The sequence below is a fragment of the Sorangium sp. So ce394 genome (assembly GCF_051474665.1).
Taxonomy (GTDB): Bacteria; Myxococcota_A; Polyangia; order Polyangiales; family Polyangiaceae; genus Sorangium; species Sorangium cellulosum_D.
Window position 1 is genome coordinate 2,789,266 of the sequence record NZ_CP150339.1, and the last position, 12,762, is coordinate 2,802,027.

Below are 12,762 nucleotides of genomic sequence, written 5' to 3' on the forward strand. Positions count from 1 at the left end.
TTGGCCATTGCTACGGATGCCGCGCGCGGGGCGTACAACAGAGCTCGCCGCGCGCCGCCCGTCCTCGCCGGCGCGCGGACGGCGCGAGCCGGCCCCGCGCGGCGGCGCGCGTCAGCCGAGCTGAGCGCGGAGCGCTTCGTCCATGGCGTCGAGCGGCGGCTCGCGCCCGGTGTACAGCCGGAACTGCTCCGCCGCCTGGTGAAGGAGCATCCTCCCGCCGTGAACGGCGGTGGCCCCGCGCCGCCGCGCCGCCTCCACGAGCTCCGTGATCATCGGCTTGTACACGATATCCATCACCAGGAGACCCTCCCGCAACGCCTCCTCCGGGACGGGGCTCCGCGGGTCGACCTCGGCCATGCCGCGCGAGGTCGCGTTGACGAGGACGTCGTGGTCGCGCGTGAGCGCCCCCCCGTCGAGGGGCACCGCCGTCCCGCCGACCGCCGCCGCGAGCTGCCGCGCCTTCTCGAGATCCCGGTTCGCGATCGTGACGCGGGCGCCGCGCTCCGCGAGCCCGAACGCGACCGCGCGCGCCGCGCCCCCCGCGCCGAGGAGCAGCACCCGCGCGCCCCCGAGCTGCGTCGCCTCCTCCAGCGCCCGCGCCGCGCCGATCCAGTCGGTGTTGTACCCCCGGAGTCGCCCGCCCTCGTTGACGATCGTGTTCACCGCGCCGATGCGCGCGGCGATGGGGTCGATCTCGTCCAGCAACGGAATTACCGCCTGCTTGTAGGGCATCGACACACCGAGGCCGCGGATCCCGAGCGCCCGCATCCCGCGCGTCGCTCCCTCAACATCGGTCACCGCAAAAGGGATATAGGTAAAATCGAGCCCCAGCGCGCGGTAGCCGGCGAGGTGCATGGCGGCGCCTGTCGATACCGGATGAAGCGACATTGATCCGCAGAGTGTGAGGCGGCCCAGAGCTTGGGAGAATGATGCAGTCGACGAAGTACAGCCGTGCATGCAGCGAAGCTGGCCTGTCTCCAGCGCGGATGCTAGCCCCGCCAGCGATGAGCGAGCAGAGCTCCCCCGGGCCGGCGGCGGAGGCGGCGACAGCGTGCCTCGAGCCCGCCAAGGCCGGCCTGTTCATGCCCCGATCCGATCGCGCGTTCGCGCGGCGCGCCTACCGGACCGTCGCGCCGCTCGGTCGCAGCCTCCTCAAGGTCCTCGCGGTCCTCGCGGTCCTCACGCTGGGCCGCTCGACGCTCGCGGACCAGTACCACGTGCCCACCGGCTCGATGTGGCCGACGATCGCCCCCGGCGATCGCATCCTCGTCGACAAGGTCGCCTACGGGCTCCGCGTCCCGCTCACGGACGGCTACGTGTTCGAGCGCAGCGGGCCGAGCGCCGGCGACGTGGTGCTCTTCGCGGATCCGCGCGGCGGCTCGACCCTCCTCGTCAAGCGCGTGATCGCGCTCCCCGGGCAATCGGTGATGCTCCGGCGAGGCGTGCTGTACGTCGACGGCGCGGCGCAGGCGATCGAGGAGCTCGGGGACGGCACGCGGGTCGAGCACCTCGGCCCGGTCACGCACGCCGCGGGCGAGCCCGATCTCGAGGCGTTCGGGCCGGTCGTCGTGCCGCCGGGCCACCTCTTCGTGATGGGCGACAACCGCGCCGCGTCGCTCGACAGCCGGGCGATGGGCGCGGTGCCGCGGGAGCTCGTCCGCGGCCGCGTGCTCCGCGTCGTCTATCACCACGACGCCGAGGGCTTCGATCTGTCCCGCGCCCTGCGGAGCGTCGACTGAGCGCCCGGGTCACGCGTCGCCTCGCGCCATCATCGCCCTGAGCTCGTCGCCGCTCAGGGTCTCGACCTCGTAGAGCCTCGCGGCGATGCGCTCGAGCGTCGCGCGGCGCCCGTGGATCAGCGCGCGCGCCCGCGCCTCCGCGTCCGAGAGGATCCGCGCGACCTCCGCGTCGATTTCGCGCGCGGTCGCGTCGCTGCACTCCCGCCCCGCCCCGGACGGGGGCGCGCCCCGCGGCTCGCCGAGGAACGACAGCGGCCGGCGCGGCTCCAGCGCCGAGAGCCCGACCCCCTGGCCCATGCCGAGCTCGCGCACCATGCGGCGCGCCAGCTCCGTCGCGTTGAGCAGGTCGTCCTGCGCGCCGGTCGACAGGTCCCCGACGGCCTCCGCCTCGGCGGCGCGCCCGCCGAGCAGCACGACCAGCCGGTCGAGGATCTCCTGCCGGCTCCACAGGTAACGGTCCTCCCGCGGCAGCTGCATCGTGTACCCGAGCGCCCCTGGCCCGCGCGGCACGATGGACACCTTGCGCACCGGGTCCTGCGTCGGCAGCAGCGTCGCCGTCAGCGCGTGCCCCACCTCGTGGTAGGCGACCACGAGCCTCTCGCGCGCGCCGAGCCGCCGGCCCCGCCGCTCGAGCCCCGCGAGCCCGCGCTCGATCGCGGCCTCCAGGTCGATCTGCCCCACCGCGGTGGCCCTGCGCCGCGCCGCGAGCAGCGCCGCCTCGTTGACGATGTTCGCGAGGTCGGCCCCGACGAGCCCCGCGGTCTGCGCGGCCACGGCGTCGAGATCCACGTCCGCGTCGAGCGTCACCTTCCTCCCGTGCACCGCGAGGATCTCGCGCCGCTCGGCGAGATCCGGCCGATCGACGTGCACCCGGCGATCGAACCGCCCCGCCCGGAGGAGCGCCGGATCGAGGATCTCGGGGCGGTTCGTCGCGGCGATCACGACGATGGCCGCGCGCGCGTCGAACCCGTCCATCTCGGTCAGGAGCTGGTTGAGCGTCTGCTCGCGCTCGTCGTGGCCGCCGACCGAGCCGCCGATGCCGCGCGCCTTGCCGACCGCGTCGAGCTCGTCGATGAACACGAGGCAGGTCCCCTTCTCGCGCGCCTGCGAGAAGAGATCGCGCACGCGCGCGGCGCCCACGCCGACGAACATCTCCACGAACTCCGACCCGCACGCGCTGAAGAAGGGGACGCTCGCCTCTCCCGCGATCGCCCGGGCCAGCAGCGTCTTGCCCGTGCCGGGCGGCCCCACGAGGAGCACCCCCCTGGGCATCCGGCCGCCGAGCTTCTCGTAGCGCTCGGGCGCCTTGAGGAAGTCGACGATCTCGCCGAGCTCGGCCTTCGCCTCGGCGCTGCCCGCGACGTCGCGGAACGTCGCCGTCGACCCGCGCTCCTCGTAGAGCCGCGCCTTGTTCTTGCCGAAGGCGGTCGCGGCGCCCGAGACGTTCCCCGCCGCCGCCGACCGGCGCGACGCGAGGTGGACCATCGCGACCAGCGCCGTGAGGGGCAGCGCCAGCCAGAGGTACGGCAGCAGCCCTCGCTCGTCCGCGGCGCGCGTGTACGGGATTCCGCGCCGGTCGAGGGCGGCGAGCAGATCCTTCTCGGTCTGCTCGATGCGCCCCGTGCGGTAGCTCCGCGGCGCTGTCGCGCTGAGGCCGGGCGCCGCTCGCCCGATGTACACGCCGTCCCGGATCTCGACCTCGGCGAGCTCTCCGCTCTCCGCGAGCGAGCGGAACCGCGCGTACGGGATGCGGCTGTCGGACGCCACCACCACCTGAAGGAGCAGCGCCGAGCCGAGCACCAGGACGAGAACAATCCAGAGCGACCGCATGGCGCGCCTCCGCGCGGACAGGCGACGTCACCGGCAAGCCCGGCCAGTCGCCACGGTGCGCCCTGCACGGAGTCTGCCAAGGCGGGTCGTGCACCCTCGAGGCAAGGCGGACCGCTCGACCGATGAAGTTGCGTTACAGGCGTAACAGCGCCGAGCACGCCCGGCGCGACGTGGACGCACGGCGCGAACCGATCAACCCTGATCGCATGGGGAGAGCTCTTTTCTTGATCACGGGTCCGCTGACGATGTCTTTGCTCGCGTGCGGCGGGGCTCCGCCACCTCCGGCCGAGCAGCCCGAGCCCGCGCGGCTGGAGGAGCCCGCGAAGGCCGCCGAGCCCGCGCCCGAGGCCGCCCTGGGCGCCGAGGCGCAGGAGGCGGAGCCCGCTCCGGCGACGCCGTCCGCCGCGCCGGCGGCGCCGCGGCGCGACGACTCGGTGCCCGACGACTACGCGCTCATGCACGGCGACTGCGTCGAGCTCGGCAAGCAGCTCACGGTGCTCACGCGCTCGGAGCAGGTCGCGGCGCTGAGCGCCAAGCTGACGCCGGAGCAGCGGGGCGAGACCGAGAAGCGGATCGACGCCGTCGCGGCCACCCTCGGGGAGCAGTACGCGCAGTCGTGCGAGCAGAACGTCGGCAAGCACGTGGATCCGAGGTCGCTCAAGTGCGCGTTCGACGCGCGGAGCGTCAGGGCGTTCGAGGCCTGCCTCAACGCGCCGCCGGCGGCCAAGTGACGCCGCCGCGTCGCGTGCGCCGGATGACGGCGCGCGCGATGCGGATATAATGCGGCCCCGCATGGACGCTTCGCTCCTCGACGACCCCTGGATCGCCGCTCAGGTCGACGCCGCCGTGGCGCCTTACGTGGGTCGCCTGCCGGCGCACGAGGTCGCGTGGATGCGCGAGCAGCTCGCGGAGGTCTTGCTGCACGACGAGGAGGCGATCCGCCTCCTCCGGCGCGCGCACCCGCGCGAGGTCGACGAGAGCGGCGAGCGGGCGTTCGGGGTGCTCGGCGCAGCGGGGCGCGCCAAGGCGGGCTAGCGGTGCGCACTCCGGAAGACCGGCTGCTCGCCGAGGGGCTCGCTCTGCTCCAGCTGGTCGCGAAGCGCGTCGCGCGCCGCCTGGGCCGCCGCATCCCGGTCGAGGACCTCGTCGCGCTCGGGCACCCGGCGCTGCTCGAGGTGGTGCGGACGTACGATCCAGGTCGATCGTCGTTCGAGGCGTACGCCAAGCGGAAGATCCGCTGGGCGATCTTCGACGGCATCCGGCGGGAGACGCGCTGGCGATCCGCGGCGGCGCGGGCCAGCGCGCTGGCTGCGTCGGCGCGGTTCGCGGAGGGGCGGGGGGCGGAGGACGACGCCGACGCGCCGGCCACGCAGGAGGACTACGCCGCGCGGCTCGGCGGCCTGCTCGCCGGGCACGCGGCCGCGATGGCGCTCGGCCTGCTCTCGAACCAGGGCGACGTCGCTGCGGTCGCCGACGCCGCCGACAGCCCCGAGGAGCGCGCCTCCGCCGCCGAGCTCGCGCAGGCCGTGCGGCACGCCGTGCGCGAGCTCCCCGAGCGCGAGCGCGCCCTGGTCGAGCGCCACTACTTCGACGACGAGCGCTTCGATCAGATCGCGCAGGATCTCGGGATCAGCAAGAGCTGGGCGAGCCGCCTGCACAGCCAGGCGATCGCGCGGCTGGGCGAGCTGCTCCGCGCGATGCGCTGACGCGCGTGCGCGCCGCTCTCCCACGGGCGCGCCGGCGCGTCGTTCCCTCCTCGACGGATGGCGGTTATCGCTGCCGGCTCTGCACGGAGCGGAGATACGGGGCGCGCTCCTCGTCGGTGACCGGCTCGTTGCTGATCACGCGGTGATCGCGGGGCATGAAGTGAACGAGGCGGACCATCATGTGGTCCTTCACGACGGTCAGCTTCCCCTTGCGGCGGAGCTCCGCGGCCTCCTGGAAGGTCTGCACCTTGGGATCGTAGGCGATCATGTGCAGGTCCCTTCCGAACGGCTCGGGCAGGTCTTCGACCTCGACGATCTTGTAGATGCGGATCCCTCCGCTCTTCTCGGTGGCCGCGACCACGGCGCCGACGACCAGATCCTTGCCGGTCGGATCGGAGGTTTCGGGCACGGGGGGCGCGCGGTCACAGGCCGGCGCGAGGGTCAGGATGCCGGCGCACACGGCGGCGGCGAGCGCGATCGACCTCATGGGCGCTGAATAACATCGATGCGACCCGGCGCAAGCGGCTACCGCGCTCGGCGCGGGGGAGCGCGGCGCGCCGCGACGTCGTCCGCCGCCGGGGGGCGGCGCTGTGGTAGACGCGCCTTCGAGACACTGGCCGGGAGCGATCCCTCGGAGGAATGCGATCATGCGACTCGAGGACACGAAGTTTGTCGTCACAGGCGCCGCCCAGGGGCTGGGTCGCCACTATGCGCTGCGGCTCGCGGAGTCCGGGGGCCAGGTCGCCGCGGGCGACGTGAACGAGGAGGGGCTCGCGTCGCTGGTCGAGGCGAGCCAGGGTCTCCCCGGGAAGATCCACGCGCGGCCCTTCAACGTGGCGGTGGAGGCGGAGGTCGAGGCGTTCGTCCGGTTCGCGCACGGGGCCATGGGCGGCCTGAACGGCCTCGTGAACAACGCCGGCATCCTGCGGGACGGCCTCCTGGTCAAGAAGGACCGCCAGACCGGCGCGGTCGTCAAGCTGAGCGCGGCGCAGTGGCAGGCCGTCATCGACGTCAACCTGACGGGCGCCACGCTGATGGTCCGCGAGGTCGTCGCGAAGATGGTCGAGACCGAGCAGAAGGGCGTCATCGTCAACATCAGCTCCATCGCGCGCCACGGCAACCGCGGCCAGTCGAACTACACCGCCGCGAAGAGCGCGCTCGCGGCGAACACGAAGACCTGGGCGCTCGAGTTCGCGCCGTTCGGCATCCGCGTGGGCGCGGTCGCGCCCGGCATGATCGAGACGCCGATGACGCAGGGCATGCACCAGAAGGCGCGCGACGCCCTGGTCGCCATGATCCCGGTCGGCCGCATCGGCGTGCCCGAGGACATCTGGCAGGCCGTGCGCTTCGTGATCGAGTGCGAGTACTTCAACGGCCGCTGCATCGACGTCGACGGCGGTCTCACGATGTGACCCCGGAGCGGCGGCTCCGGCATCCCGCCGCGTCCCCGCGCGCCCTCGTCGCATCCTCACCGCGTCCTCACTCACCACGCTCCCTCGCTTCGCGCCTCGCCTCCTGGACACCCAGGGCGCTGCCCGGCGGCGTCCGTCGTCGGCCTGCCCCGTCCGGCGGCCCCACGTCTCGCTCCACCGGCGCCGCCGTCCGGCGCCGGGGGCGCCCGAACCCCGGGAGGCCGAGCCCCGAGCCGGCTCGGCGATCCGCCCACGAAACATTCGCGCTTGACGCGTCGATATTGAAAGCTATGTTCAATATCAACCTACCCGTTAAACGTAGCCGGGGGTTCTGCATGTACGTGTGCCTCTGCATGGGCGTCTGTGATCGAGAGATTCGCGAAGCGGTGAACGAGGGGGCCTGCTCCGTGGCCGAGGTGATGGAGTGCACGGGGGCCGGTACGCGGTGCGGCTCCTGCCAGCCGACGATCGCCAAGCTCGTCGGCGCGGGCGAGCCCGTCGCCGCCCCGCGCCGCCTGACGATGGCGCCGGTCTCCAGCGCAGCCTGATTCTCTGGATCGACGGTGCGCTCCGGTCTCTCTGGCGGGAGATCGGCGACCTTTCCTTAGAAATTTCTTGCGCACTTCCGTGGACCTTGCGCATTTGACCTGGGCGCTGGCGCTCCCGCCGGCGCCTCCTCGCCGTGGCAGGCGGGGCGAGCACGACAGGCACGAGCGCGAGAGGGTCCGATGAAGGGTGCGAAAGATGTCGTCGACGCGTTGAACGAGGTGCTCGCGGCGGAGCTCGTCGCGATCAACCAGTACTTCCTGCACGCGAAGATGTGCGCGCACTGGGGCTTCGTCACGCTCGCCGCGCGCGGCCGCGCCGAGTCGATCGACGAGATGAAGCACGCCGACGCGATCATCGATCGCATCCTCTTCCTGGAAGGGCTGCCCAACCTGCAGCGCCTGGACACCCTTCACATCGGGCAGACCGTGCCGGAGCAGCTCAAGAGCGACCTCGAGCTCGAGTACAACGCGGTCAAGCGGCTCAACACGGCGATCGCCCTCTGCCGCGACAAGGGGGATCGCACCTCCGAGGAGCTCCTGGCCAAGATCCTCGAGTCCGAGGAGGAGCACATCGACTGGCTCGAGACGCAAATCGGCCTAATCGAGAAGCTTGGCGAGACCGCCTACCTGTCCCAGCAGATCCGCGAGTAGGGTAGGGTGGGGCTCGGCCCCCCGCACCGACGGCGCACCCCGCGCGCGTTCTGGCGGCGGAGGCCGCGCTTGACGTACGATACTCTGGACGCATGTCCAAGGCGCCGCGGACGACCGCGCTCGCGCGGTTACGCGCCGGCTCGGTGCGTCGGTCGTGATCGTCGCGCCGCGCTCGTCCCTCGAGGAGGATGAGCGCGGCGGGGGAAATCCATGTCGAAGATTCTTGTCGTCGATGACCAGCGGAACATGCGGACCACGCTCGCGATGATGCTGCGTGGCGCCGGGTACGAGGTCGATGAAGCGGGCGACGGCAGCCAGGGCGCCGACCTGGGCGCCAAGGGTGCGTACGACGTCGTGCTCACCGACCTGCGGATGGGCGGCTTCGACGGCATCGGCGTCCTGCGCGCGGTGAAGGAGTCGAACGCGAACACCGAGGTCATCGTGATGACCGCGTACGGCACCATCGAGAGCGCGGTCGAGGCGATGCGGCTCGGCGCGTTCGACTACATCCAGAAGCCGTTCTCGGAGCAGGAGCTCCTCGTGAAGGTGGAGCGCGCGATCCAGAACCGGAAGCTCACCGGCGAGGTGCAGCTGCTCGCCAGCGAGTTCAAGGAGCGCTACCGGTTCGAGAACATCGTGGGCCGCTCGCAGGCGGTCCGCGAGGTGCTGGGCCGGATCGTGAAGGTCGCGCCGACCGACGCGACGGTGCTCATCACCGGCGAGAGCGGCACCGGCAAGGAGCTGGTCGCCAAGGCCATCCACGCCAACAGCAAGCGCGCCGATCGCCCCTTCGTGCCGGTGAACTGCGCCGCCATCAGCGAGACGCTCCTCGAGAGCGAGCTGTTCGGCCACGCGCGCGGCTCGTTCACGGGCGCGATCTCGGCGAGGAAGGGCCTGTTCGAGGAGGCCGACGGGGGCACGTTCTTCTTCGACGAGATCGCCGAGACCCCGCTCACCTTCCAGGCGAAGCTGCTCCGCGCGATCCAGGAGAACGAGATCCGCCGCGTGGGCGAGAACAAGCCCATCCACGTCGACGTGCGCATCATCGCCGCGACGAACCAGGAGCTCCTGACCGCGGTGGCGGAGAAGCGGTTCCGCCAGGATCTCTACTACCGCCTGAACGTCGCGCGCTTCGTGCTCCCGCCGCTGCGCTCGCGGCGCGAGGACATCCCGATCCTCTGGGAGTTCTTCTTGGAGAAGTACAACCGGAAGATGGCCTGTCGGGCGCGCGCCGCTGACGGCGTCATCGAGGCGCTGACGCAGTACGACTTCCCCGGCAACATCCGCGAGCTCGAGAACATGGTGGAGCAGGCGGTGGCCCTCTCGGGCGGCGGCGTCATCAGCGTCGACGACGTGCTGCCCGCCGCGGTGCAGCCGAAGCGGGCGCCCGAGGGCGGCAGCCGGCTGCTCGCCGACGTTGTCGACTGCGCCGAGCGCCAGGCGATCGAGGCCGCGCTGCGGGAGTGCGACGGCAGCCGGGAGCGCGCCGCCGAGGTGCTCGGGATCAGCGCGACCACCCTCTGGCGCAAGATGACCCGCCTGACGATCACGTACCCGCCGGGCTGAGCTGCCCCTCCGCAGCCGTTCTGCCGTTCCCGACGACCAGGCTCGGCAGCACGTTCCCTCAGGGTACAGCGGAACTCCGTGGACCCGACTGAGCAGGCCAGTGCTCACCCGGCTGAGCAACGTTCTGCCCACCGGGCTCAGCCAGCGTGTGCCTGTCCGCGGTTCGACCGGCACGTACGACCAGGCTGAGCAACAGACCTGACTCGCCAGCAAATCAGGGCAGCTAGCTCACGTTGGCTTGCATCTTTGCAATGGCGCAGGGTCGGGATTTGCCTTAGTGCAATGAGGCAGCCGATGTAGACTGTGCGCATCTGTTTCACTTCGGCGTCGGCAACCGCAACGCGGTGATTCGGCAGCTTGGCCCGGCAATTGCTAACCCCTGAACCGATAGGCGTAGTCATGGTTGGCGGCGCTCGCCGCAGGAGGACGCTTAATGGCCCGCATGCTGATCGTGGACGGTGAGAATTCCCAGCGTCGCGCTCTTTCAGCTGGGCTAAGCGTCGAGGGGTTCGAGGTCGTCTTCGCCGCCTCGTTCCAGGATGCGCTGCGCATCCTCGGCGCCTCCCCGGTCGACGTGGCGATGATCGACCTGATGATGCCGGACCTGAACGGGCTCGAGCTCGCCCGTCACATCCGGCATGCCTTCCCGAGGGTGCGGGTCGTGCTCTCCAGCCCGTATCACCTCTCCGCGCGCCAGGTCGAGCGCGCCGACTGCGGCGCCGTGGCGTTCGTCCCGAAGCCTTACAAGGTGGGCGAGATCTGTCGCTTCCTGCGCGCCAAGACGAACGTGCTCACGCCCGCGTCGTGCTAGTAGCGCGGCGTGCGCTGCGAGCTGCTCGACTACGAACTCCCTGAAGCGCTCATCGCGTCGCGGCCCCCCGAGGAGCGCGACGGCGCCAGGCTCCTCCTGGTCGACCGCGGCCGCGAGGCCGGCGAGGTCGAGCATGCCGCAATCCGCGATCTCGACCGGTACATCGAGCGCGGCGCGCTCGTCGTCGTCAACGACACGAAGGTCGTACCCGCCCGGCTGTTCGGCAAGAAGCGCGGCACCGGAGGGCAGGTCGAGCTCTTCCTGCTGCACCGGCTGGACGAGGCGCCCGACGGCGGGGAGGGGACCGCCGGCCAGCCGTGCGACGGCGCGGCGCGCCCCGAGCGCTGGCGAGCGATGGGGCGCGCGTCCAAGCCGATCCGGCCGGGCGCGTTGCTCGATCTCGAGCGCGACGGGGCGCTGGTCGCGGAGGTGCTGGAGCGCGCGGACGACGGCGTGCTCACGGTGCGGCTCTCGTCGCCGGCAGGGCTGTCCGTCGCGGCCGCGATCGACGCGTACGGCCACGTCCCGCTCCCGCCCTACCTCGGCCGCGGCGACGACGCGTCCGATCGCGAGCGGTACCAGACCATCTTCGCCCGCGTCCCGGGCGCGGTCGCCGCGCCCACCGCGGGCCTCCACCTCTCGCCCGGGCTCGTCGAGCGGCTCCGCGCGAACGGGGTCGAGATCGCGAGCGTCACGCTGCACGTCGGCCTCGGTACGTTCCAGCCGGTCACGGTCGACGACCTCGACCAGCACCCGATGCACGCCGAGATCTACTCGGTCCCCGAGGCGACCGCCGGCGCGGTCGCGGCGGCGCGCGAGCGCGGCGCGCCGGTGGTCGCGATCGGCACCACCGTGGTGCGCGCGCTGGAGAGCGCGGCCGACCCGGCGCGCGAGGGCCTCGTACGGGCGCAGTCCGGGGAGACGCGCCTCCTGATCCAGCCCGGCTACCGGTTCCGCGTCGTCGACGGCCTGCTGACGAACTTCCACCTGCCGCGCTCGACGCTGCTCGCGCTGGTGTTCGCCTTCGCCGGCCGCGAGCGCGCGCTCCTCGCGTACCGCGCGGCGATCGAGGCCCGCTACCGCTTCTATTCTTATGGAGACGCCATGCTGATCCGCGGCGCGAGCGCGCCATGAGCCGGACGCCCGGCTTCGCCTTCTCCGAGCTCGCGCGGGACGGTCACGCCCGCACGGGCGTGCTCTCCACGCCGCACGGCGACGTGCCGACCCCGACGTTCATGCCGGTCGGCACGCAGGGCAGCGTGAAGACGTTGACCCCCGCCGAGGTGGCCGCGACCGGCGCGAGGATCGTCCTCGGCAACACGTACCACCTGTGGCTCCGCCCCGGGCCCGAGCTCGTCGCGCAGCTCGGCGGGCTGCACGCGTTCACGCGCTGGCCGCACGCGATGCTCACGGACTCCGGCGGTTTCCAGGCCTTCTCGCTCGCCGAGCGGCGCACCCTCGTGGAGGACGGCTTCGTGTTCCGCTCGCACCTCGACGGCGCCCGCAAGGCGCTCACGCCCGAGGTCGCGATGGAGGTGCAGGGGCTGCTCGGGGCCGACATCGCGATGCAGCTCGACGTATGCCCGCCCGGCGGCGCGCCGCTGGCGGAGGTCGAGGAGGCGTGCCGCCTGACGACGCGCTGGGGGAAGCGCTGCCTCGCCGCCAAGCGCCCCACCCAGGCGCTCTTCGGCATCGTTCAGGGCGGCACCTCGGTCGCCCTGCGCACGGCGCACGCGGACGAGCTCGCGGCCCTGCCGTTCGATGGGCTCGCCCTGGGCGGCTTCTCCGTGGGCGAGCCGATCGCGCTGATGCACGAGGCCGTCGCGCAGATCGCGCCGCGCCTCGATCCGTCGCGCCCCCGCTATCTCATGGGCGTGGGGACGCCGCTCGATCTCGTTCACGCCATCGGCGCCGGGGTCGACATGTTCGATTGCGTGCTCCCCACCCGGAACGCCCGAAACGGGCAAGCGCTCACGCAGCACGGCAAGATCGTCATCAAGCAGGCGCGCTACAAGGACGACCGATCGCCGCTCGACCCGACCTGCGCCTGCCCGACCTGCGCCGGGGGGTACAGCCGCGCGTACCTCCGGCACCTCTACATGGCGGGCGAGATCCTGGTGCTGCGCCTGCTGACCGAGCACAACCTCCACCTGTATGGCCGCCTGATGCGCGAGGCGCGTGCGGCCATCGCCGAGGGGCGGTACACGGCGTTCGCCCGCGCGTGGCTCGGCGCGCGCGATGCCACCGAGTAACCGGGCAACCGAGCAACCCGGTGGCCGAGCGACCGCGGGATCGAAAGCCGCCTACATCGTCTCCATGGTCTCTGGAGGCGCTCCTGGAGCGGCCGCGGGGGATCGCGCGGAGGGCGCAACGTCCGCGCTGCCCGGGAGGGTTCCGAGCTACCATGGGCGGATGGTGAGCCCTCGCCTCCGGCGTGGCGTCGCGCGCCCGCAGCCGCGCGCGCGGGGCCACGCCTCGGCCGCGCTCGACCAGCCTGTA

General features: G+C 72.2%; 14 protein-coding genes. 11 read left to right on the plus strand and 3 right to left on the minus strand.

Annotation, left to right across the window (positions count from 1 at the left end; all coding sequences use genetic code 11):
- Positions 1-111 precede the first annotated feature (111 nt).
- Positions 112-957, minus strand: coding sequence for a shikimate dehydrogenase (locus WMF33_RS10330; protein WP_437336995.1), 846 nt, complete (start codon positions 955-957; stop codon positions 112-114).
- Between the two features lie 47 nt (positions 958-1,004).
- On the opposite strand from WMF33_RS10330, the gene lepB reads away from it, so the two are divergent.
- On the plus strand, positions 1,005-1,739 hold the full coding sequence (lepB, locus tag WMF33_RS10335) for a signal peptidase I (protein ID WP_437336996.1): 735 nt from the start codon (positions 1,005-1,007) through the stop codon (positions 1,737-1,739).
- 9 nt (positions 1,740-1,748) lie between these two features.
- Here lepB and ftsH read toward each other — a convergent pair whose 3' ends face one another.
- A complete protein-coding gene (gene ftsH, locus WMF33_RS10340) occupies positions 1,749-3,569 on the minus strand; it encodes an ATP-dependent zinc metalloprotease FtsH (protein WP_437336997.1) in 1,821 nt (606 codons plus the stop codon).
- A 224-nt stretch (positions 3,570-3,793) separates the two neighbouring features.
- Here ftsH and WMF33_RS10345 point away from each other — a divergent pair, with 224 nt between their 5' ends.
- The 3 genes from WMF33_RS10345 (at position 3,794) to WMF33_RS10355 (ending at position 5,275) form a co-directional block, all read left to right on the plus strand.
- Positions 3,794-4,300 (plus strand): hypothetical protein, encoded by a 507-nt coding sequence (locus tag WMF33_RS10345; RefSeq protein WP_437336998.1) that lies wholly within the window; start codon positions 3,794-3,796, stop codon positions 4,298-4,300.
- Positions 4,301-4,361: 61 nt separating this feature from the next.
- Positions 4,362-4,604, plus strand: a complete 243-nt coding sequence (locus tag WMF33_RS10350; protein WP_020734062.1) for a hypothetical protein — start codon at positions 4,362-4,364, stop codon at positions 4,602-4,604.
- Between the two features lie 2 nt (positions 4,605-4,606).
- Positions 4,607-5,275: a sigma-70 family RNA polymerase sigma factor gene (locus WMF33_RS10355; protein ID WP_437336999.1), complete on the plus strand. Its 669-nt coding sequence runs from the start codon at positions 4,607-4,609 to the stop codon at positions 5,273-5,275.
- A gap of 64 nt (positions 5,276-5,339) precedes the next feature.
- On the opposite strand, the gene WMF33_RS10360 is transcribed toward WMF33_RS10355, so the two are convergent.
- Positions 5,340-5,762, minus strand: a complete 423-nt coding sequence (locus WMF33_RS10360) for a hypothetical protein (protein ID WP_061627581.1) — start codon at positions 5,760-5,762, stop codon at positions 5,340-5,342.
- Between the two features lie 160 nt (positions 5,763-5,922).
- On the opposite strand from WMF33_RS10360, the gene WMF33_RS10365 reads away from it, so the two are divergent.
- The 7 genes from WMF33_RS10365 to tgt all read left to right on the plus strand — a co-directional run bounded on the left by WMF33_RS10365 (position 5,923) and on the right by tgt (position 12,515).
- Positions 5,923-6,687, plus strand: a complete 765-nt coding sequence (locus tag WMF33_RS10365) for an SDR family oxidoreductase (RefSeq protein ID WP_437337000.1) — start codon at positions 5,923-5,925, stop codon at positions 6,685-6,687.
- Positions 6,688-7,022: 335 nt separating this feature from the next.
- Entirely contained in the window at positions 7,023-7,235 is a 213-nt protein-coding gene (locus WMF33_RS10370; protein ID WP_044985703.1) for a (2Fe-2S)-binding protein, read from the plus strand.
- A gap of 180 nt (positions 7,236-7,415) precedes the next feature.
- Positions 7,416-7,886, plus strand: a complete 471-nt coding sequence (gene bfr / locus WMF33_RS10375; RefSeq protein WP_020734067.1) for a bacterioferritin — start codon at positions 7,416-7,418, stop codon at positions 7,884-7,886.
- Between the two features lie 210 nt (positions 7,887-8,096).
- A complete protein-coding gene (locus WMF33_RS10380) occupies positions 8,097-9,452 on the plus strand; it encodes a sigma-54-dependent transcriptional regulator (RefSeq protein ID WP_437337001.1) in 1,356 nt (451 codons plus the stop codon).
- A gap of 433 nt (positions 9,453-9,885) precedes the next feature.
- Positions 9,886-10,263, plus strand: coding sequence for a response regulator (locus WMF33_RS10385; protein WP_437337002.1), 378 nt, complete (start codon positions 9,886-9,888; stop codon positions 10,261-10,263).
- A 9-nt stretch (positions 10,264-10,272) separates the two neighbouring features.
- Positions 10,273-11,397, plus strand: coding sequence for a tRNA preQ1(34) S-adenosylmethionine ribosyltransferase-isomerase QueA (gene queA / locus WMF33_RS10390; protein ID WP_437337003.1), 1,125 nt, complete (start codon positions 10,273-10,275; stop codon positions 11,395-11,397).
- Positions 11,394-12,515: a tRNA guanosine(34) transglycosylase Tgt gene (tgt, locus tag WMF33_RS10395; RefSeq protein WP_437337004.1), complete on the plus strand. Its 1,122-nt coding sequence runs from the start codon at positions 11,394-11,396 to the stop codon at positions 12,513-12,515. The genes queA and tgt overlap by 4 nt, the downstream gene beginning before the upstream one ends.
- Positions 12,516-12,762 lie beyond the last annotated feature (247 nt).

Excerpts from the sequence above, each read along its gene's own strand:
- WMF33_RS10385 (WP_437337002.1), top strand. The coding sequence starts at position 9,886 with ATGGCCCGCATGCTGATCGTGGACGGTGAGAATTCCCAGCGTCGCGCT.
- WMF33_RS10370 (WP_044985703.1), top strand. The coding sequence starts at position 7,023 with ATGTACGTGTGCCTCTGCATGGGCGTCTGTGATCGAGAGATTCGCGAA.
- lepB (WP_437336996.1), top strand. The coding sequence starts at position 1,005 with ATGAGCGAGCAGAGCTCCCCCGGGCCGGCGGCGGAGGCGGCGACAGCG.
- tgt (WP_437337004.1), top strand. The coding sequence starts at position 11,394 with ATGAGCCGGACGCCCGGCTTCGCCTTCTCCGAGCTCGCGCGGGACGGT.
- WMF33_RS10350 (WP_020734062.1), top strand. The coding sequence starts at position 4,362 with ATGGACGCTTCGCTCCTCGACGACCCCTGGATCGCCGCTCAGGTCGAC.
- bfr (WP_020734067.1), top strand. The coding sequence starts at position 7,416 with ATGAAGGGTGCGAAAGATGTCGTCGACGCGTTGAACGAGGTGCTCGCG.
- WMF33_RS10330 (WP_437336995.1), bottom strand. The coding sequence starts at position 957 with ATGCACGGCTGTACTTCGTCGACTGCATCATTCTCCCAAGCTCTGGGC.
- ftsH (WP_437336997.1), bottom strand. The coding sequence starts at position 3,569 with ATGCGGTCGCTCTGGATTGTTCTCGTCCTGGTGCTCGGCTCGGCGCTG.
- WMF33_RS10380 (WP_437337001.1), top strand. The coding sequence starts at position 8,097 with ATGTCGAAGATTCTTGTCGTCGATGACCAGCGGAACATGCGGACCACG.
- WMF33_RS10365 (WP_437337000.1), top strand. The coding sequence starts at position 5,923 with ATGCGACTCGAGGACACGAAGTTTGTCGTCACAGGCGCCGCCCAGGGG.
- WMF33_RS10360 (WP_061627581.1), bottom strand. The coding sequence starts at position 5,762 with ATGAGGTCGATCGCGCTCGCCGCCGCCGTGTGCGCCGGCATCCTGACC.